Origin of the sequence: Rhodoluna miladensis (SeqCode) (assembly GCF_965234705.1) — a bacterium.
Lineage (GTDB): Bacteria > Actinomycetota > Actinomycetes > Actinomycetales > Microbacteriaceae > Rhodoluna > Rhodoluna miladensis.
Map to the genome: position 1 here is coordinate 568883 of NZ_OZ248465.1, position 17637 is coordinate 586519.

A 17637-nucleotide genomic window follows, 5' to 3' on the forward strand; every position below is an offset into this window, starting at 1 on the left:
CCTTTTTATTGGGCGTAGCTTTGAAGCGAAACTGCACTTTCAGGTAAGGAACTGATGTTTAACAAGATTCTTGTTGCAAATAGGGGCGAAATCGCCGTTCGTGCCTTTCGTGCTGCCTATGAACTTGGCGCCCGCACCGTGGCAGTTTTTCCTTACGAGGATCGAAATTCTACCCACCGCCAGAAAGCCGATGAGGCTTATCAGATTGGTGAAGTTGGTCATCCTGTTCGTGCATACCTAGATGTATCGGAAATCATCAGAGTTGCCAAAGAATGCGGCGCAGATGCAATTTATCCAGGCTATGGATTTTTATCTGAAAACCCAGAACTTGCTCAAGCAGCAAGAGACAACGGTATTGCCTTTATCGGACCTAAGTCTGAGATTCTTGAGCTTGCCGGAAACAAGGTAAACGCAATTGCCGCCGCAGCCAGAGCCGGTGTCCCAGTCCTGAAATCCTCAAGTTCTTCAGCTGACGCGAAAGAATTGCTCAAAGCTGCCAAGGAAATTGGCTTCCCACTATTTGTAAAGGCAGTAGCCGGTGGTGGTGGTCGCGGAATGCGCCGCGTGGCTCAAGAGTCAGAACTAGCTCAAGCAATCACCGAAGCCTCCCGCGAGGCCGAGAGTGCCTTTGGAGACCCAAGGGTTTTTCTAGAGCAGGCAGTGCTTAGACCTAGGCATATCGAAGTTCAGATTCTTGCCGACGGGCAAGGAAACGTGGTTCACCTATTTGAACGCGACTGCTCAATCCAGCGCAGAAATCAAAAAGTTGTTGAAATTGCCCCAGCCCCGAACATTGATGAAACCTTGCGTCAGCAGCTCTATAAAGATGCAGTCAACTTCGCAAAGGAGCTCGGTTACGAGAACGCGGGAACAGTTGAGTTCCTGGTGGACACTGTGGGTCCAAACAAGGGCAAGCACGTCTTTATTGAGATGAACCCGAGAATCCAGGTGGAGCACACCGTCACCGAGGAAATCACCGATATTGACCTAGTGCAGTCGCAGATGCGCATTGCTGCAGGGGAGTCTCTGGCGGATTTGGGGCTAACCCAAGAAAAGATCACCATGCACGGTTTTGCACTGCAGTGCCGCATAACTACCGAGGACCCAGCGGCAAATTTCAGACCTGACACTGGGAAAATCACCACCTACCGCTCTCCAGGAGGAGCCGGAATCAGGCTCGACGGTGGAACAGTTTCAACTGGAGCTGAGATCTCCCCACACTTTGATTCGATGCTCGTGAAGCTAATTGCTCGCGGAAAAAGCTTTGAGGCCGCAGTTATGCGAGCACGTCGTGCGCTAGCGGAGTTTAGAATTCGGGGAGTCTCGACGAACGTGTCATTTTTGCAAGCAGTGCTTGCAGACCCAGAGTTCTCCTCGGGAGACCTCAGTACATCTTTTATTGATGAACGACCTCAGCTTTTCCTAACCAGGCCATCTCAGGACCGCGGAACAAAGCTGTTGCAGTGGTTAGCTGAGACAACAGTGAACCAGCCAAATGGTCCCCGCTTGAACTACGCAAACCCTGCGCTGAAACTTCCTGATGTTGACCTAAGCGTTCCAGCACCTGCTGGTTCTAGGCAACGTCTGTTGGAGCTTGGACCCAAGGGCTTTGCTAAAGCGCTTCGTGAACAAAAGCAGGTGGCTATAACGGATACCACTTTTAGAGATGCCCACCAGTCGCTTCTGGCTACCCGAGTAAGAACTCGTGACCTAGTTCAGGTTGCTCCGCACGTTGCGCGAATTACCCCTGAACTTTTGTCAGTCGAAGCTTGGGGAGGAGCTACCTACGATGTCGCTCTGCGCTTTTTGGCAGAGGATCCTTGGGAAAGACTCGAAGCTCTTCGCGCGGCAATGCCAAACCTTTGCATTCAAATGCTGCTTCGCGGAAGAAACACGGTTGGCTACACCCCGTATCCAGAAGCTGTGACGAAGGCGTTTGTTCAAGAAGCCACTGCAAGCGGAGTCGACATATTCCGCATCTTCGATGCGCTAAACGATGTTGAGCAGATGCGTCCAGCTATTCAGGCCGTTCTAGATACTGGAACCGCGGTTGCTGAGGTTGGAATTTGCTACTCCGGAAACATGATCGACCCTAAGGAAGATCTCTACACACTGGATTACTACCTAAAGCTGGCAGAGAAAATTGTCGCAACCGGCGCGCACATCATCGCAATCAAGGACATGGCTGGACTCTTGCGACCAGAAGCTGCTAGGCAACTAGTTAGTGCACTTCGTGAAAGATTTGATCTTCCTGTTCACCTGCACACCCACGACACTGCCGGCGGACAGCTTGCAACCCTGCTGGCAGCCATTGAAGCTGGGGTAGATGCAGTTGACGTAGCTAGCGCTCCGATGGCTGGAACAACTTCTCAGCCTTCTGCTTCTTCATTGATTGCCGCATTGGCAAACACCAAGCACGACTCAGGTATTGAGCTTTCGGCTTTTACGAAACTAGAGCCTTATTTCGAAGCTGTGAGAAAGATCTACGCTCCGTTTGAATCGGGCTTGCCTGGCCCAACCGGTCGGGTATACAAGCACGAGATTCCAGGCGGTCAGCTTTCGAATCTGAGACAGCAGGCTATCGCCTTAGGTCTGGGAGATCAGTTCGAGAAGATCGAGGACATGTATGCGGCAGCCAACCAGATTCTCGGTCGGCCAACCAAAGTCACTCCATCTTCAAAGGTTGTTGGCGATCTAGCTCTGCACTTAGTTGCTGTTGATGCCGACCCTGCTGATTTCGAAAACAATCCGCAGAACTACGATGTGCCCGATTCAGTTGTTGGTTTCATGGCCGGAGAATTGGGCGATCTTCCTGGCGGATGGCCAGAACCATTTAGAACCAAAGTCCTTAAAGGACGCCAGCTAAAGTTCGGAATTGAGCCTGTTTCAGACCAAGATCTGGCAATGCTTGAGGGAAGTTCCCTTGATCGTCGAGCTACTCTGAACAGACTTTTATTCCCAGCACCGTTCAAGGAATTCAGCAAGATGCGCGAGAACTATGGTCGTCTCGATCAAGTTGACACCATTGATTTTCTTTATGGGCTTGAACAAGGTGTTGAACACATGATCGAGCTTTCCAAGGGTCTTCGACTTTACATCGGTCTCGAGGCCATTGGAACTCCTGATGCCAAGGGCTTTAGAACTGTCATGACAACACTCAACGGTCAGCTTCGACCTGTGAACGTTAGAGATCGCAAGATTGTAAGCGATGTAATCGTTGCTGAAAAAGCTAATCCATCAAACTTAGGTCACGTTGCTGCTCCGTTCCAGGGAGTAGTCACACTAAAAACTGTTGTTGGCACCAGGGTCGAGTTGGGTCAAGCCGTTGCGAGCATTGAAGCTATGAAAATGGAGGCAACAATTACTGCCAGCATCTCCGGAGTGGTCAAAAGACTGGCTATTCCAGCTACTCAAGCCGTAGAAGCTGGGGACTTGATCCTTGAAATAGAGGCCAGCTAGCAGCACCTTCTCAACTGCTTTAGAATAGGGCGAGTTGATTTACCGGGGGCAAATTTAGGAGTTTTCTTGGCAAAGAAAAAAGAGACGCGCTTTGAAGAAGAGGGCAAGGGTCTTGGCGAAAGCGCACCCGATGTCAACCCTGCTGACTTCGGCTCACTCTCAGGCTCTGATTCGAAAGCAGCTTCTGAGGAAATTGATCTTTCTCCGGCAACGTCTTCAATTGCCGTTGTGGCATCAACCGCTGCCGTAGTAGAAGCAGAACCGGCTTCCAGCGAGATCGAAACAACCAAGTCCCGCTACTCCAGAAGAGACAGCCTGCGCGGCGAAGTATTTGATGAGCCAGAACCTGCCGCGATGCTTACTGCCGATCGTTTATTGGACGACTCAGCTAAGTTCCGTCCTTCACCTGAGTCAGGTTGGAGAAAGTTTGCTTACTACCTAACTCTCAAGCTTTGGAACCCAGGTGACTCACCTAAGGTCAAGGCTCGCAAAGCTATGGATGCCCGCATTGGTGCAGTGCTTGAAGGTGGAGCCAAGTTCATTCCGGTTCTTACTCGAAAGGGAGGAGTTGGAAAGACCACCATCTCTACTCTTCTAGGAATGGCTCTCGCCCAGGTTCGTGAAGACCGCGTCATTGCAATTGATGCAAACCCAGACCGTGGAACACTGGCTGAGCGAGTAAGTAAATCAACCAGATTCACCGTTCGAGATGTTGTAAACCGTGCTGCAGCAATCGACGGTTTCTCCGAGTTTTCAAACATGGTCTCCAGAGATGAAACTAGGTTGGATGTTCTGGCATCCGATGCCGACCCAATGCTTTCAGAAGCTTTCAACGAGGGCGACTACAACGTAGTTGCCGACATGGCAGCTCGCTACTATTCGATTGTGATCACGGACTGCGGTACCGGAATTGTTCACTCCGTGATGCGTCCAACACTTCAGCGAGCTAGTTCCATCGTTATCGTCTCCGGTGGCTCGGTTGATGAGGCAAGACTTGCTTCTGAAACCCTGACTTGGCTCGAGGCCAATGGCTACGGCGAGCTAGTAAGAAACTCAGTTGTGGCTTTGAACACAGCAACCCAAGCCACTCTTTTGGTCAAGCTTGACGAAATTGAACAGCACTTCAAAACTCGAGTTCGCTCAGTGATTCGTATTCCTTACGACCCTGCTCTTGCAGCTGGATCTGTAATCAAATTCAACGAACTGAAAAAGCAGACCAGAGACGCTGCGCGCGATCTAGCTGCCGAAGTAATCGGTTCAATCGTCACACCGCTGTAACAGCAAATGGCAGTGCGCGAGATCCGGTTATTCGGAGACCCCATTCTCAAAACCGTCTCTCAACCGATCAACGAGATTTCTGATTCCGTTCGTTCGCTTGTTGTCGATCTAGAGCAGACCACCGCAATCACGGGTCGAGCGGGGGTAGCTGCCAATCAAATCGGGGTTGACCTTCGAGCCTTTGGCTATCACGTCGAGGGCGTTGTTGGGCACTTTATAAATCCTGAAATCATTGAGCAATCAGGTGAGCTAATTGAAGTTGATGAAGGCTGCCTATCATTGCCGGAAATCTGGAGCAAAACCCCGAGGTATTCCAAAGTGGTTATTCGTGGCCAGAAAGTGACAGGTGAAGTGATTCAGCAAGAAGCAGAAGGCTTGCTTGCCCAGGTGTTTCAGCATGAGGTTGACCACTTGAATGGTCTGGTTTATCTAGACCGACTCGAAGTTGAGGCACGCAAAGTCTGCATGGCAGCGCTTCGCGACACCACCTGGTTTATGCGCAACTAATCCTGAATCTTGAGCGCCTCTGATGTGGTTGGCGCTCCGCCGTAGATCTCATCGATAACAGGTGCGAAGTCCCTCGTCACTGCCTCTCGCTTGATTTTCAGCGATGGAGTTAAGTGCCCAGATTCTTCAGAAAGCTCGCTTTCAATAACTGCGAACTTTTTGATGGCTTCGGCATTAGAAACCGTGGCATTGACCTCATCGATTTTGCGCTGAAGCTCAGCCAAAACTACTGGATTTTTAGCTGCCTGCGCCAAGGTCAAATCAGCCTTTTGGCCGTTGTTGCCTAGCCACACCGGAAGCATTTCTGGGTCAAGGGAAATCAGTACCGAAACAAACTGACGCTGATCACCAATCACAACAGCTTGGCCAATAATCGGGCTTGCACGTAGCGGATCTTCAAGGGCGGTCGGGGCAACATTTTTACCACCCGAGGTAACAATTAGCTCTTTCTTGCGTCCGGTGATTGAGATAAAGCCCTGCTCGTCGAGCTCACCGATATCTCCAGTTCTAAACCAACCGTCCTGGATGGATGCCTTTGTGGCTTCTGGATTCTTCCAGTAGCCACGAAGCACATTGGAGCCTTTCAGCAAGATCTCACCGTCGTCAGCTATCTTTACGGCACATCCTGGAAGCACTCGACCCACTTTGCCGATTTGAGCATCGTTCGGCCTACCGATCATCGCTGGAGCAGAAGTTTCAGTAAGGCCATAGCCTTCTAGAACAACTAGCCCAATTGAGCGGAAGAAGTGTCCTAGGCGCTCACCTAGAGGTGCTCCACCGGAAACCGCATACTCAACTTTTCCACCCATAGCAGCGCGGAGTTTCTTGTAAACGAGTGCATCAAAAACCTTGTGCTGAAGCTTGAGCCCAAGAGAGGGGCCCTTCTTTGTGTCTTGAGCTCTTGAGTAGTCGATGGCAACTTGAACGGCTTTGCGGAAGATGTTGCCCTTGCCGCCTGCTTCGGCTTTCTGCTCGGCAGAGTTATAAACCTTTTCAAATACTCTTGGCACTGCCAAAAGGAAGTTCGGTTTGAAGGACTGCATACCGGCTGCCACATTCTTGGTGTCTGGTTGGTGGCCAACGCGGATTCCTCCGTGAACGCAAAGAATAGAAATGAACCTGGCGTAGACGTGGGCTAGTGGAAGGAACAGCAAGGTGCCATTTCCTTCCTTTACAACCTCAGGCAGTTCTAGCTGTGAGTTTTTTGAAAGATCCACGAATCCTCTGTGCAAAAGTTCGCAGCCCTTTGGCTTACCTGTTGTACCCGAGGTATAGATGATGGTTGCAAGATCATCTAGACCTCGAGAGGTGCGGGCTTTCTCGACCTGGTCTTCAGTGACAGATTTACCCAAACCAACAAGCTTGAACAGTGAATCATCGTCCAGCCTCCAGAGTTGCTTGACAAGCGGGGTGTTGGACTTGATCTTTTCGAACCTGTCCTGGTGATCCTTGGTCTCAACGATCAAAGCCACAGCTTCGGAGTCCGCAAGCACCCATTCAATTTGTGCTGGAGCACTGGTTTCATAGATGGGAACAGAAACCGCGCCTGCGAACCAAAGAGCGAAATCAATCAACGCCCACTCGTAGCGCGTGCGGCTCATCAGAGCAACTGCATCGCCGGGCTTGATTCCTGCCGCGATGAATCCTCGCGCTAAGTCTTGGACCTGCTCTAGAAATGCCTGAGCGCTGACGTCGCGCCAGGTGCCGGGGGTATCTTCAATCCCAAACAAAGAAATGCCAGGAGTTTTCTTGACTCTCTGAATCAACAGATCGGTGATGTTTTCGGTGCTTCGGGATACAACCAGGCTAGGTAGCTCGTAGGATCTCATCTTTGACTCCGTCTTCTCGGGATTTCCAATAACTATAGTCAAAACCCCGCCAGCAGGCATCTAATTAGGCCTTATAAAGGGCTGTATGGGCAAGGTAAACTCCATACTTAGCTTATTTTCCGACAATTCTTGATAGGGCTTTGATGCACGCGGTTGGCATAGACATCGGTGGAACCAAAATCGCCGGGGCGCTGGTCGACGAATCCGGAGCAATTCTCAAAGAGCTTCGCGTCCCCTCTCCAATTGGCGATTCCGGCCAAATGGTAGAAGCCATTGCCTCCGTAATTGACCAACTAACCGGCGATAGCCAAATAGTTGGAGTCGGAGTGGCTGCGGCAGGATTTCTAAGCGTTGACCGCGAGATTATGTACCACGCGCCGAATATCACAGCCTGGCGCAACGAACCTTTGAAATCTCGCATTGAGAGCAAGACTTCTTATCCCGTGCTTTTGGAAAATGACGCCAACGCTGCCGGCTGGGCCGAATTTAGGTTTGGTGCGGGCAAGGACGTTCAGAGCATGATCATGCTCACCATCGGAACTGGGGTTGGTGGAGCGATTATCTCCGAAGGCAGATTGCTCAAGGGTGGTTTTGGTATCGGAGGAGAACTTGGCCACGTCTTAGCAGTTCCGGGAGGAAGGATCTGTGGCTGTGGACTCAAGGGATGCCTTGAAACCTACGCGTCTGGAACCGCTTTGCTTCTGGCTGCTAGGAAGCTTGCTTACTCAGATTCACCTAAAGGGCAAAGGCTCAAGGAGCTTGCCGCTGCCGATGGTGAGCTAAGTGGCGAGATGGTCTATCAAGCGATTTTGGAAAATGACCCTGGAGCCAGTGAGTTAATTACCGAACTCGGTTCTCACCTAGGGACGGCCCTTGGGTCAGTTTTTGTCCCGGTTCTTGATCCAGAACTGGCAGTTATTGGCGGTGGGGTTAGCGCAGTGGGGGACAAGTTGATTGACCCGATCCGGGAATCTTTTGAGAAGTCACTGCCAGCTAAGGGTTATCGCCCAGAACTCAAGGTAGTAAAGGCAACTTTCCTGAATCAGGCTGGCCTAATTGGGGCAGCTGACCTAGCTCGCCAGGCGTTTGCCTAGCCCAGAGAACTAAACTAAGACTTTTGAGTAAGCGAAGGAGGGTTTCGTGACGTATTTCATCCTAAAGACGTTCGTTCTTGGACCTTTGCTGCGCTTTATCTTTAGACCTTGGGTTCGCGGAGTTGAAAACGTTCCTTCTAGTGGAGCGGCTATTTTGGCAAGCAACCACCTATCGTTTTCCGACTCAATCTTTTTGCCGCTGCAGTGCCCAAGACCGGTGGTGTTTTTAGCCAAGAGTGAGTACTTCACTGGCAAGGGCATTAAGGGCTGGTTTGTTAAGTGGTTTTTCAAATCCACCGGACAACTACCTATTGACCGCTCCGGAGGCAAAGCATCCGAAGCCGCCCTCAACACCGGACTAAGTGTTTTGGAGCAGGGCCAGCTTTTAGGTATTTACCCAGAAGGGACAAGATCTCCCGATGGCAGGCTTTATCGTGGACGTACTGGAATTGCACGTATGGTGCTTGAGGCTAAAGTGCCGGTTATTCCAGTAGCCATGATCGACACCGAAAAAGTTCAACCAATTGGCACCAGGTTGCCTAGGGTTCGTAGGGTTGGAATTGTCTATGGCAAACCCTTGGATTTTTCGAGATTTGATGGAATGGAAGGTGACCGCATTGTTTTACGAGCGGTAACCGACGAGATCATGTACGAGCTAAAGAAGATAAGCGGCCAGGAGTACGTTGACCAGTACGCCTCAACAGTGAAGGAAAAGCGGGCTGCGCTCGCTAGGTAAGAAGATGAAGGAACCAAATATTGCAGCTGATCCGGCCGTGCTCAAGGGTCTGGATAACTACCGCAACCTCACTGCCGCTCAGCAACCTACCTGGACTGATGAAGCCAAGCTTCAAGCTGCGCGCGATGAGCTTGCGGTGTTACCTCCGTTGGTATTTGCCGGTGAGGTAGACACTCTTCGCACAAGATTGGCAGCAGCTGCAGAGGGCAAGGCATTTTTGCTTCAGGGCGGTGACTGTGCTGAAACTTTCGTTGACGCAACCGCCGATCGAATTCGAAGTCGTGTAAAAACCATTTTGCAGATGGCAGTTGTTTTGATGTATGGCGCATCTATGCCGGTGGTAAAAATGGGTCGCATGGCTGGACAGTTTGCCAAGCCTCGTTCCTCCGACACTGAAACCCGCGGAGACTTGACGCTTCCTGCCTACCGCGGAGATGCAGTAAACGGCTACGACTTTACTCCAGAGGCTAGAGCCACTGACCCAAACAGAATGGTACGCGCGTACCACACCTCAGCTTCAACTCTTAATTTGATTAGGGCATTCACTACCGGTGGTTTTGCAGATCTTCGTTCGGTTCACGAATGGAACAAGGGCTTCACTGACAACCCAGCAAACGTTCGCTACGAACAGCTGGCTGCTGAAATTGATAGAGCGATTAGATTCATGGATGCCTGCGGAGCTGACTTTGACGCCCTGAAGGCTACCGAATTCTACGTTTCGCACGAGGCTTTGTTGTTCGATTACGAAAGACCAATGACTCGCATTGATTCCCGAACCGGAAACCCCTACGCCACCAGTGGTCATTTCCTTTGGGTGGGAGAGCGAACCAGAAACATTGATGGCGCTCACGTTGATTTCATGTCTCGAATTAGAAACCCAATTGGTGTCAAGCTCGGGCCGAGCACAGAGGTTGCGGATGTCATGGCTTTGATTGAGAAGCTAGATCCAAATCGCGAACCGGGCCGCTTGACCTTCATCACCCGCATGGGCGCAGGTCAAATTCGCGACAAGCTTCCAAAACTCGTTGAGGCAGTCAAAGCAAGTGATGCTAAGCCGCTTTGGATCACCGATCCGATGCACGGAAACGGCATGACAACCAAGAACGGCTACAAGTCAAGAAGATTTGATGACGTTATGGATGAAGTAGCTGGCTTCTTCGAGGTGCACCGTAACGCTGGAACATTCCCTGGAGGAATCCACATCGAGCTAACCGGCGACGACGTTGCGGAGTGCTTGGGTGGTTCAGAGATGATTGATGAAAAGACACTTGAGTCTCGCTACGAATCACTTTGTGACCCAAGACTTAATCACATGCAGTCACTAGAACTCGCATTCTTGGTTTCTGAGGCTCTAGCTAAGCGCTAACGAGAAATAATAGTCACGCTGTCGCCGACTCTAATTTCTGAGCCTGCTTCTGGACTTTGACGCTTTACCTTGGCTATTCCAAAGTTGGTCGAGAGTTGGTTGGTGTCAACTACAACCAGTAGCCCAAGATTCTCAAGCAGTGACTTGGCAGCGGCGATTGTTTCACCAACGGTATTTGGCATGATCACAATTTCTGGACCCTTGGAAATTTCCAGGACAGCGCTGCCATTTTCTGGCAGCGGGTCTTCGGCAAGCACTAATCCAACCGCTTGACCGGCAGGGATTTGGTTATTGAATACTTCAACTTCTTCGATAGTTATCGGAATTTCCGCGAGCAACGCCCTGGCCGCCTCGGCACTAAGCCCCAAAACATCTGGGATCGCACCAATTGATACCAGGAGGTCTAGCACGCTGCCTTGATTGAGAATTGTTCCAGTTGGGGCAGATAGCCCAATTACTTGCCCGAAAGCTTTTTCACCAAAGAAGTTCTTGACGGAGCCGACAACAAATCCAGAATCAGTCAACAGTTTCTTGGCTGCTTCCACACTTAGGCCTTTTGCTTCGGGAACGGGCAGCTGTTTAGGACCAAGAGAGATAAAGACCTTCACAACCGAGTTCTTGAACACCCTGGAGTCTGCTGCAGGTTCAGTTCGAGTTATGAAACCTTCGGCAACGGTGCCGCTGTTTTCTTCCAACTGCTCGATTACCACACCGAGCGGGTCAAGTGCCTCTGCTGCAGCTTCCAAGGTACGACCAGTTAGGTCAGGCACTGCCGCCAGTCCACCAGGACCAGAGGAGAACCACCATCCCGAGCCGGCACCGCCCATCAGTGCGATCACCGTAAAGATCGTTAGCCAAAGTTTTGAACGCTTATTTGATTTTTCCAGTTTGGTGGCAAGAGACGATGAGGATGCAAATTCCTCAATATCCGCAACGTTCAGAACTTCCGTTGCACCAGCCGGTGAAACAAAGTCTTGATCGAGATTGATTCGAGCCGTCTTGTCGATTTCGGAAAGGGTGGTGGTGAGCCCGCGCGATAAGTCCTGTTTGGCCCTGGCAATAACAGGAAGCAGTGCCACAGCTGAGGCTGGCCGTTGGCTTGGGTTTCTGGCGGTAGTCCAAAGCACAATCTCATCCAAAAGCTCGGGGACATTTGAGTTGAGCGTGGATGGTGCAGGAATGTTTTCGTTAGCGTGTTGGTAGGCAACCTGAACAGCCTGCTCACCTTGGTAGGGCTGCTTGCCGGTTAGCATTTCGAAGATCATTACTCCGAGAGAGTAAATATCGCTTCTGGCATCGGCTTGTCCTCTAAGCACTAACTCAGGGGAGAGGTAGGCGACAGTTCCAACTACCGATCCGGTTTGAGTGTGTTCTGTGATTTCTCGAGCCAGGCCAAAATCACCGAGTTTGACTTTGCCGCCATCGGAAAGAAAGACATTTTCTGGCTTTAGGTCGCGGTGCAAGATTCCGGCAGCATGTGCGGCAGCCAACGCTTCCGTTAGCGGTTCAATAATCTCGAGTGCCTTCTTGGTATCTAGCGCTCCGAAGTCATTCATCGCATCGCGCAGAGTTATTCCTGGCACGTACTCCATGACCAGAAAGATCACCTCGCCGTCAGTGCCCTGATCAAAAACGTTTACCAGGTTCGGATGAGATAGTTGCGCTGCCATCTTGGCTTCTCGCTGGAACTTCTCAACGAAGGACTTGTCTTTAGCAAGGTGTGGATGAATAACCTTGAGCGCAACTTTGCGCTCAAGCACTTGATCATTGGCGAGATACACACTGGCCATGCCACCGGAGGCAACCAGCGAGATCACCTGATAGCGGTTGGCAATCAGTTGCCCGGATAAGTTAGCCATTGTTTATCTCTGATTCGATCTGATCGAACCAGCTCCAAGCCGAGAGTTCCCACTTTTGATAGGCGTCAGGAAAAGCCGAAATCTGAACCGCTTGGGCGGCTTTGGCAAGGGACATAGCTGACCAGTTTTTGATATCCAGTAGTCCTCGGATTTTTCCGGGGTTAGGACCAGTTGGTCCACCGAAAAAAGCCCTTGCCGAATACTTCGGGTCCATGATTTGTGAAATTGTTCCCCAGCCTTGGGAGGTGCGCTGCTGAAATAGTCCCACCGAGTCCCGGTCGCCGTAGTCGATGTTTATAAGGCTTGATTCCTGCATTGCAGCTGCCAGCGCAATTACGATTCCGTAGTCACTAACTCCCAGGTCTTTTCCAACCCGGTAAACAACTTGAGCATTCTGCTTCATTTCTTGGCTCATTTTTGTGATGCTCGGGCAGTTCTTGATTTCGTGAACCCCAGGAATCATAAGACGCTGGCCCACGTAAATGGTGCTGGACCAGCTAAGCGAGTTTGCACTTAGAACCGACTGCGTGCTTACTCCGTACACCGCAGCAATTCGACTTATGGTTTCACCTGAGAGCACAGTGTGGAATCCGTGAATCGAACACGCACCTGTGGGCCGCATAGGATCCAAGCTTGAAATCTCATCGCTGAGTGTGCTGGCTGAGCTAGCGGGCTTTGGGGGTTTTGGCGCGGGGGCATTAGCTTGCCCCACCGGAGGTTTCAGATTTAGAACTTGACCCACGTAGATTATGGAGGCTTTAGCTAGATTGTTGTATTCGCGCAAAGTGCTAAGAGTCATCCCGAATTTCTGGGCCACCGAGTCCAGTGAGTCTCCAGCTACCACCTGATAAGTCTCCGGGGCGTTTACAGGCGGTTGAGAAGTAGGAATGACTTTTGCAACCCTAAGTAATTGACCCGGGTAAATCAAAGTCGATGAGCTAATTCGATTTATAGATGTCAGTTCCGAAAGCGTGAGCTTGTGGCGGCTGGCAATACCTGAAAGAGTGTCTCCAGGCTTTACTCGGTAGCTTTCTGCATCTATATCTGGCGGGGTGTTTCCGACCAGTTTGATTACCTGCCCTACTCGAATCAGGGATTTAGGCCCTAAGTTATTGAGCTTCGCAATTGCGGTAATCGATAGACCAAAACGTTTGGCAATTTGAGTGACGGTGTCTCCAGATTTGACCCGATAGGTCGATGGCTTTGTAGTTTCCGAAACCACCGGAATTGCGGCGGTAACTTCGGTGGTTGGAGTTGAAGCCACCGGGGTTGGAGCATCGGAACTCTTTTGAATCTCTGAGGTCTCGGTTGCGGTGGCGGGTAAGTCTGCAAACACGGGGGAGGCGGCAGCCAGTGGCACCGAAAGAAATGCCAGTTTCATTGGCAGCTTTGACTTATCGTTGCGGTCCATGGGCACATTCAAGCTTCACACAGCCCAATAGGTTATTCCCTGAACCCCGCGGGTGTGGCAGGCTTAGAGGGTGAATGATTCCACCAGCAGTGTAACCAATTGGCTCACCGTCCTCGAGGCCGCTGAAGCTCTGCGCATCCCTAAAGGCAGAGTCAATCGTCTGCTGGAAGAGCACAGCCTGGTAGCTGTCAAAAAAGATGGCCAGTTGATGATTCCAGCTGAACTAATAGTCGATGGCGAACCGCTACCACCGCTTCGCGGAACAATAATTTTGCTTCTTGATTCTGGCTACAGCATCGAAGAATCAGTTCAGTGGCTTTACACGCACTCAGATGTATTGGGGCAGACCCCACTGCAGTCATTGCTTGAGGGTAAAAAAGCTCCGGTTCGCCGCTTAGCCCAGATGATTGATCTCTAAACCAAACGAGTTAAGCCTGGCGGTTGATTACCTTTTCGGCCATGGTCTTTAGGTGTGCCATTGCCTGGGGCTCGAGCGTGATTCGATTAAGAGCTGCCATTGCTTGATCGGCTAGTTCAGTAATTGTTCGTTCGACTTTTTCTAGAGCGCCCGAGCCAATTATGGTCTGCTGCAAAAATCCAACTTGCTCGTTTGTGAGCTCGCGCGAAGAAAGCATCTCATCAAAGAGTTTTCCAACAGAATTTGAAAGAGAAGCTCGGGTATAGCCCACTAAAACAGTGCGCTTTCCCTCACGAAGGTCATCGCCGGCAGGCTTACCAGTCACAGCCGGATCTCCGAAAACACCCAGCACATCATCCCGAAGCTGGAAAGCCATTCCTAGAGGAACACCAAACTCGGAAACCTGTCGCAGTTGGTCAGGGCTGGCGCCGGCAAAAGCCGCACCAATCAACAAGGGAGCCTCGATCGAGTACTTTGCGCTCTTAAACAAAATCACGTTGTTGGCCCGACCTACGGCATCTTCCACCGGTCTTGTGATGGCAGCATTTTCCTCGACGATGTCCAGGTACTGGCCAGCCATTACCTCAACGCGCATTCTTGAAAACTCATCCCTACAAGCTGCCGACACTTCCGAGCTTGGAGCATTCAGCAGGGCGGTTCCAAAGATCTCGCTGCTCCAACCGAGCATCAAGTCTCCAACTAAGACCGAGCCGGCTACCCCGAAGCGTTCGTTCGATCCGGCCCAGCCGGATGCAGCGTGAAGTGTTTCAAATCTTTTGTGAACCGCTGGCTGACCTCGCCTAGTATCGGACTGGTCTAGAAGGTCATCGTGAACTAGAGCTGCGGCATGAAACATCTCCAGAGATGCGGCGATGCCAACCATGGCCTCGGCAGAAAGAGCTTTCTGCTGTGAGCTCTGGGGAGGGCAGACCGGGAGATGCCCAACCCAAGACCAGTAGCAAAACAGGGCCCGGAATCGCTTTCCTCCACCCAGCAGGGACTGGGTGTAGTCAACCAGTGGAGCAAGATCATCCGAAATAGCCGAAAAATCCTGTCGCTGGGTTGAACAAAACTCATCCAGGTGCTCTTGAACAAGCTTGAGCAGGGTTTCGGATTCGTTCACAGCAATAGCCTAACTAGCGAAATCGGAATAGACTGAAAACTACAAGTCGTCCTAGCTCAAGTACTTGGAGGAGATCATGGGTCTATCGGAGCGTGAACAAAAGCTTCTTGAGGAGCTTGAGCGCGGACTCATGGAAGGCGACAGCAGCTTTGCTGCCAAAGCTCAAAGAGTTGGAAACCCCGCCGGAAGAATGATCGCGGGAGCATTGCTGGCCATTATCGGCCTGGGAGTGCTCTTGACCGGAGTATTTATTCAATTTGCCGCCATTGGAGTTGTGGGCTTTTTGGTCATGTTGGGCGGGCTAGTTCTTGCCACCTCAAATCTTCAGCTTCCGGACATGTCGAAGGGCCTACCAAAGCCAGGATCAGGGCAGTCAGGACCAGGCAGAAACTTCTTCGAAGATCGCTGGGACAAGCGCCAGGGCGGCCAATAGCCCCTAAAAACCTCGGAAAAGACCCCCTTTTTGGGGGTCTTTTTGCGTTACAAATCCAACACGCCCAGTGGAGGAAAATATGGATATATTTGACCAAAGTGGGTAAAAGTGGTGTATAGTGGAGGAAATCGGCACAGCCGCCAATTTCTCGGGGAAGGGGAATCAGATGCTGTTAGGCACTCACGCCCCCAAGCTGGACGAGAAGGGCCGCGTTATTCTTCCGGCCAAGTTCCGCGAAGAACTATCTGCCGGAGTGGTTCTAACCCGTGGCCAGGACCGCTGTCTGTATGTTTTTTCCACCAAGGAGTTCGAATCGGTCAACGAGACCATTCGCCAAGCTCCAATCACTAGCAAGCAAGCCCGTGACTACCTACGAATCTTTCTTTCCGGCGCATCCGATGAGATCCCTGACAAACAGGGCCGCGTCACCATTCCACCTACCCTTCGCAGCTACGCAGGTTTGGGCAAAGAGCTTGTAGTAATTGGCGTTGGCTCAAGGGCCGAAATTTGGGATTCAGCTGCCTGGAGTGACTACCTGGCTAAGCAAGAAAACAGCTTCTCGGAGATTTCCGAGGAGGTGGTTCCAGGTCTTTTCTAACCTCGGCTCCCTGATCGGGTTTTGACACTCTTCCCCGATGTCAAAAAGATCAGGAAGCCGGGGGACCTGTACACCGATGAACACAGCAAACCTAGATACCCTCCACGAACCAGTAATGCTCTCGCGCACCTTAGAACTTCTCAGCCCAGCACTTTCTGGCGATTCAGCTGTGCTGGTTGATTGCACCTTAGGCCTTGGAGGACACTCCGAGGCTTTCCTAAAGGCATTCGAGAAGCTAACGATTATCGGCATAGACCGTGATCCAGCCGCACTGGCTCTAGCAAAAAAGCGCCTCGCGCCATTTGGCGAGCGAGTGAAGTTTTTTCACGGAACCTACGACCAGATTGCCGAAGCCATCAAGGTCAACGGTTATAGCGATGTGGCTGCAATCCTGATGGATCTTGGCGTTAGTTCAATGCAGATTGACAACGCTGACCGCGGCTTTGCCTATAGCTTTGATGCTCCGCTGGATATGCGAATGGATACCGACTCCGGAATCACTGCCGCGCAGCTGATTGCAACAGCCTCCGAAGCTGAGCTAACTCGAATCTTCCGCGAGTATGGCGAAGAGCGCTTTGCATCCAAGATTGCTGGCGAATTAGTAACTCTCAGGACTAAAGACCCAATCGTTTCTTCCAAGCAGCTCGCCTCAATAATCAGCAATGTTGTTCCGTTTATCCCAGGAAAATCATCTGGGCACCCAGCCAAGCGGGTGTTTCAAGCGCTGCGCATTGCAGTGAACGAGGAACTTGAGATCCTGGAAAACGCCGTTCCGGCAGCTATCGATGCCTTGGCTGTTGGCGGGCGCCTACTGGTTCTGAGCTATCACTCGCTCGAGGACCGGATTGTCAAGCAGGCAATCGTTCAGGCCTCCACTTCTTCAGCTCCACTGGAGCTTCCATTCGAACTTCCGGAGCACGCTCCGGTTCTAAAGCTTGTGGTCAAAGGAGCCGAAAAGGCCAGCCTCGAGGAAATTGCCAGCAATCCAAGGTCAGCTTCGGTTCGCCTCAGAGCATGCGAAAAGACAAGGAAAGTGGCATGAAAACGTTAAGTCGAACTAGGGCACGCGGCCCCATAGTGATGATTGTCGTGATGGGCTTTCTAGCCATTTCACTTCTGCACTTACTGCTAACAATCATGACTTCGCAGTCGGTTTACGAGCTTTCAGACCTAAAGCGCGAAAAGCGCGAACTGGATACCACTTCGCAGATCATCGCCGAAGAGGTTGCCTCACTTTCTTCTCAGCAGAACCTTTTGAATACAGCAGCCAAACTTGGAATGGTTGCAAACTCCAACCCAGTTTTTCTAAAACTTGAAGACCAGAGCGTCTTGGGTAAGCCAAAACCTGCTCTTGGCTCAGCCAGTCAATCCCGCAATCTAGTAGCCAACTCGGCGATGATTGATGTTAAGCCAGCGAAGGCGCAAACAGCGCCGGCAAGCCAGGCGCAACCGCAAGAGCTACCTAAGGTAGCTAGCGTGAGCGCCATCCCAGCTTCACCAACAAGGTAGTCCCCGAAAGGTCATTC

15 protein-coding genes are annotated in these 17637 nt (G+C 51.3%); 11 read left to right on the plus strand and 4 right to left on the minus strand.

What is annotated here, in order from left to right:
- The first annotated feature begins 54 nt into the window (after nt 1-54).
- The 3 genes from AC8GDC_RS02850 (at nt 55) to def (ending at nt 5244) form a co-directional block, all read left to right on the plus strand.
- Nucleotides 55-3459, plus strand: a complete 3405-nt coding sequence (locus AC8GDC_RS02850) for a pyruvate carboxylase (RefSeq protein WP_506558374.1) — start codon at nt 55-57, stop codon at nt 3457-3459.
- A 66-nt stretch (nt 3460-3525) separates the two neighbouring features.
- Nucleotides 3526-4737 carry a MinD/ParA family ATP-binding protein gene (locus AC8GDC_RS02855; RefSeq protein ID WP_506558375.1) on the plus strand — a complete coding sequence of 404 codons (1212 nt, stop codon included), beginning with the start codon at nt 3526-3528 and terminating at the stop codon, nt 4735-4737.
- 6 nt (nt 4738-4743) lie between these two features.
- The gene (gene def, locus AC8GDC_RS02860) at nt 4744-5244 is read left to right on the plus strand and encodes a peptide deformylase (protein WP_506558376.1); all 501 of its coding nucleotides are present in this window, start codon (nt 4744-4746) and stop codon (nt 5242-5244) included.
- Here def and AC8GDC_RS02865 read toward each other — a convergent pair.
- The gene (locus AC8GDC_RS02865) at nt 5241-7073 is read right to left on the minus strand and encodes an AMP-dependent synthetase/ligase (protein ID WP_506558458.1); all 1833 of its coding nucleotides are present in this window, start codon (nt 7071-7073) and stop codon (nt 5241-5243) included. The genes def and AC8GDC_RS02865 overlap by 4 nt on opposite strands.
- Nucleotides 7074-7216: 143 nt before the next feature.
- Here AC8GDC_RS02865 and AC8GDC_RS02870 point away from each other — a divergent pair, with 143 nt between their 5' ends.
- The 3 genes from AC8GDC_RS02870 to AC8GDC_RS02880 are packed head-to-tail and all read left to right on the plus strand — an operon-like array spanning nt 7217 to nt 10269.
- Nucleotides 7217-8167 carry an ROK family protein gene (locus AC8GDC_RS02870; RefSeq protein WP_506558377.1) on the plus strand — a complete coding sequence of 317 codons (951 nt, stop codon included), beginning with the start codon at nt 7217-7219 and terminating at the stop codon, nt 8165-8167.
- 46 nt (nt 8168-8213) lie between these two features.
- On the plus strand, nt 8214-8903 hold the full coding sequence (locus AC8GDC_RS02875) for a lysophospholipid acyltransferase family protein (RefSeq protein WP_506558378.1): 690 nt from the start codon (nt 8214-8216) through the stop codon (nt 8901-8903).
- 4 nt (nt 8904-8907) lie between these two features.
- A complete protein-coding gene (locus tag AC8GDC_RS02880; RefSeq protein ID WP_506558379.1) occupies nt 8908-10269 on the plus strand; it encodes a class II 3-deoxy-7-phosphoheptulonate synthase in 1362 nt (453 codons plus the stop codon).
- On the opposite strand, the gene pknB is transcribed toward AC8GDC_RS02880, so the two are convergent.
- Both pknB and AC8GDC_RS02890 read right to left on the minus strand, forming a co-directional pair.
- Nucleotides 10266-12128 (minus strand): Stk1 family PASTA domain-containing Ser/Thr kinase, encoded by a 1863-nt coding sequence (pknB, locus tag AC8GDC_RS02885; RefSeq protein WP_506558380.1) that lies wholly within the window; start codon nt 12126-12128, stop codon nt 10266-10268. The genes AC8GDC_RS02880 and pknB overlap by 4 nt on opposite strands.
- Nucleotides 12121-13539, minus strand: a complete 1419-nt coding sequence (locus AC8GDC_RS02890) for a LysM peptidoglycan-binding domain-containing protein (RefSeq protein ID WP_506558381.1) — start codon at nt 13537-13539, stop codon at nt 12121-12123. Before AC8GDC_RS02890 ends, pknB begins: the two co-directional genes overlap by 8 nt.
- Nucleotides 13540-13609: 70 nt before the next feature.
- On the opposite strand from AC8GDC_RS02890, the gene AC8GDC_RS02895 reads away from it, so the two are divergent.
- The gene (locus tag AC8GDC_RS02895; protein WP_506558382.1) at nt 13610-13957 is read left to right on the plus strand and encodes an Rv2175c family DNA-binding protein; all 348 of its coding nucleotides are present in this window, start codon (nt 13610-13612) and stop codon (nt 13955-13957) included.
- 10 nt (nt 13958-13967) lie between these two features.
- Here the strand turns inward: AC8GDC_RS02895 and AC8GDC_RS02900 are convergent, their stop codons facing one another.
- Nucleotides 13968-15080 carry a polyprenyl synthetase family protein gene (locus tag AC8GDC_RS02900; RefSeq protein WP_506558383.1) on the minus strand — a complete coding sequence of 371 codons (1113 nt, stop codon included), beginning with the start codon at nt 15078-15080 and terminating at the stop codon, nt 13968-13970.
- Nucleotides 15081-15156: 76 nt separating this feature from the next.
- Here AC8GDC_RS02900 and AC8GDC_RS02905 point away from each other — a divergent pair, with 76 nt between their 5' ends.
- From AC8GDC_RS02905 to ftsL, 4 genes are all read left to right on the plus strand, one after another.
- Complete coding sequence (locus tag AC8GDC_RS02905) at nt 15157-15513, plus strand: DUF3040 domain-containing protein (protein ID WP_506558384.1); 357 nt, start codon at nt 15157-15159, stop codon at nt 15511-15513.
- A gap of 166 nt (nt 15514-15679) precedes the next feature.
- A complete protein-coding gene (mraZ, locus tag AC8GDC_RS02910; RefSeq protein WP_506558385.1) occupies nt 15680-16111 on the plus strand; it encodes a division/cell wall cluster transcriptional repressor MraZ in 432 nt (143 codons plus the stop codon).
- 76 nt (nt 16112-16187) lie between these two features.
- A complete protein-coding gene (gene rsmH, locus AC8GDC_RS02915; RefSeq protein WP_506558386.1) occupies nt 16188-17153 on the plus strand; it encodes a 16S rRNA (cytosine(1402)-N(4))-methyltransferase RsmH in 966 nt (321 codons plus the stop codon).
- Nucleotides 17150-17620: a cell division protein FtsL gene (ftsL, locus tag AC8GDC_RS02920; RefSeq protein WP_506558387.1), complete on the plus strand. Its 471-nt coding sequence runs from the start codon at nt 17150-17152 to the stop codon at nt 17618-17620. Before rsmH ends, ftsL begins: the two co-directional genes overlap by 4 nt.
- The last annotated feature ends 17 nt before the right edge of the window (nt 17621-17637 follow it).

Coding starts and splice junctions, on each gene's coding strand:
- AC8GDC_RS02850 (WP_506558374.1), top strand. CDS start 55: ATGTTTAACAAGATTCTTGTTGCAAATAGGGGCGAAATCGCCGTTCGT.
- def (WP_506558376.1), top strand. CDS start 4,744: ATGGCAGTGCGCGAGATCCGGTTATTCGGAGACCCCATTCTCAAAACC.
- AC8GDC_RS02865 (WP_506558458.1), bottom strand. CDS start 7,073: ATGAGATCCTACGAGCTACCTAGCCTGGTTGTATCCCGAAGCACCGAA.
- AC8GDC_RS02870 (WP_506558377.1), top strand. CDS start 7,217: ATGCACGCGGTTGGCATAGACATCGGTGGAACCAAAATCGCCGGGGCG.
- AC8GDC_RS02880 (WP_506558379.1), top strand. CDS start 8,908: ATGAAGGAACCAAATATTGCAGCTGATCCGGCCGTGCTCAAGGGTCTG.
- pknB (WP_506558380.1), bottom strand. CDS start 12,128: ATGGCTAACTTATCCGGGCAACTGATTGCCAACCGCTATCAGGTGATC.
- AC8GDC_RS02890 (WP_506558381.1), bottom strand. CDS start 13,539: ATGGACCGCAACGATAAGTCAAAGCTGCCAATGAAACTGGCATTTCTT.
- AC8GDC_RS02905 (WP_506558384.1), top strand. CDS start 15,157: ATGGGTCTATCGGAGCGTGAACAAAAGCTTCTTGAGGAGCTTGAGCGC.
- mraZ (WP_506558385.1), top strand. CDS start 15,680: ATGCTGTTAGGCACTCACGCCCCCAAGCTGGACGAGAAGGGCCGCGTT.
- rsmH (WP_506558386.1), top strand. CDS start 16,188: ATGAACACAGCAAACCTAGATACCCTCCACGAACCAGTAATGCTCTCG.
- ftsL (WP_506558387.1), top strand. CDS start 17,150: ATGAAAACGTTAAGTCGAACTAGGGCACGCGGCCCCATAGTGATGATT.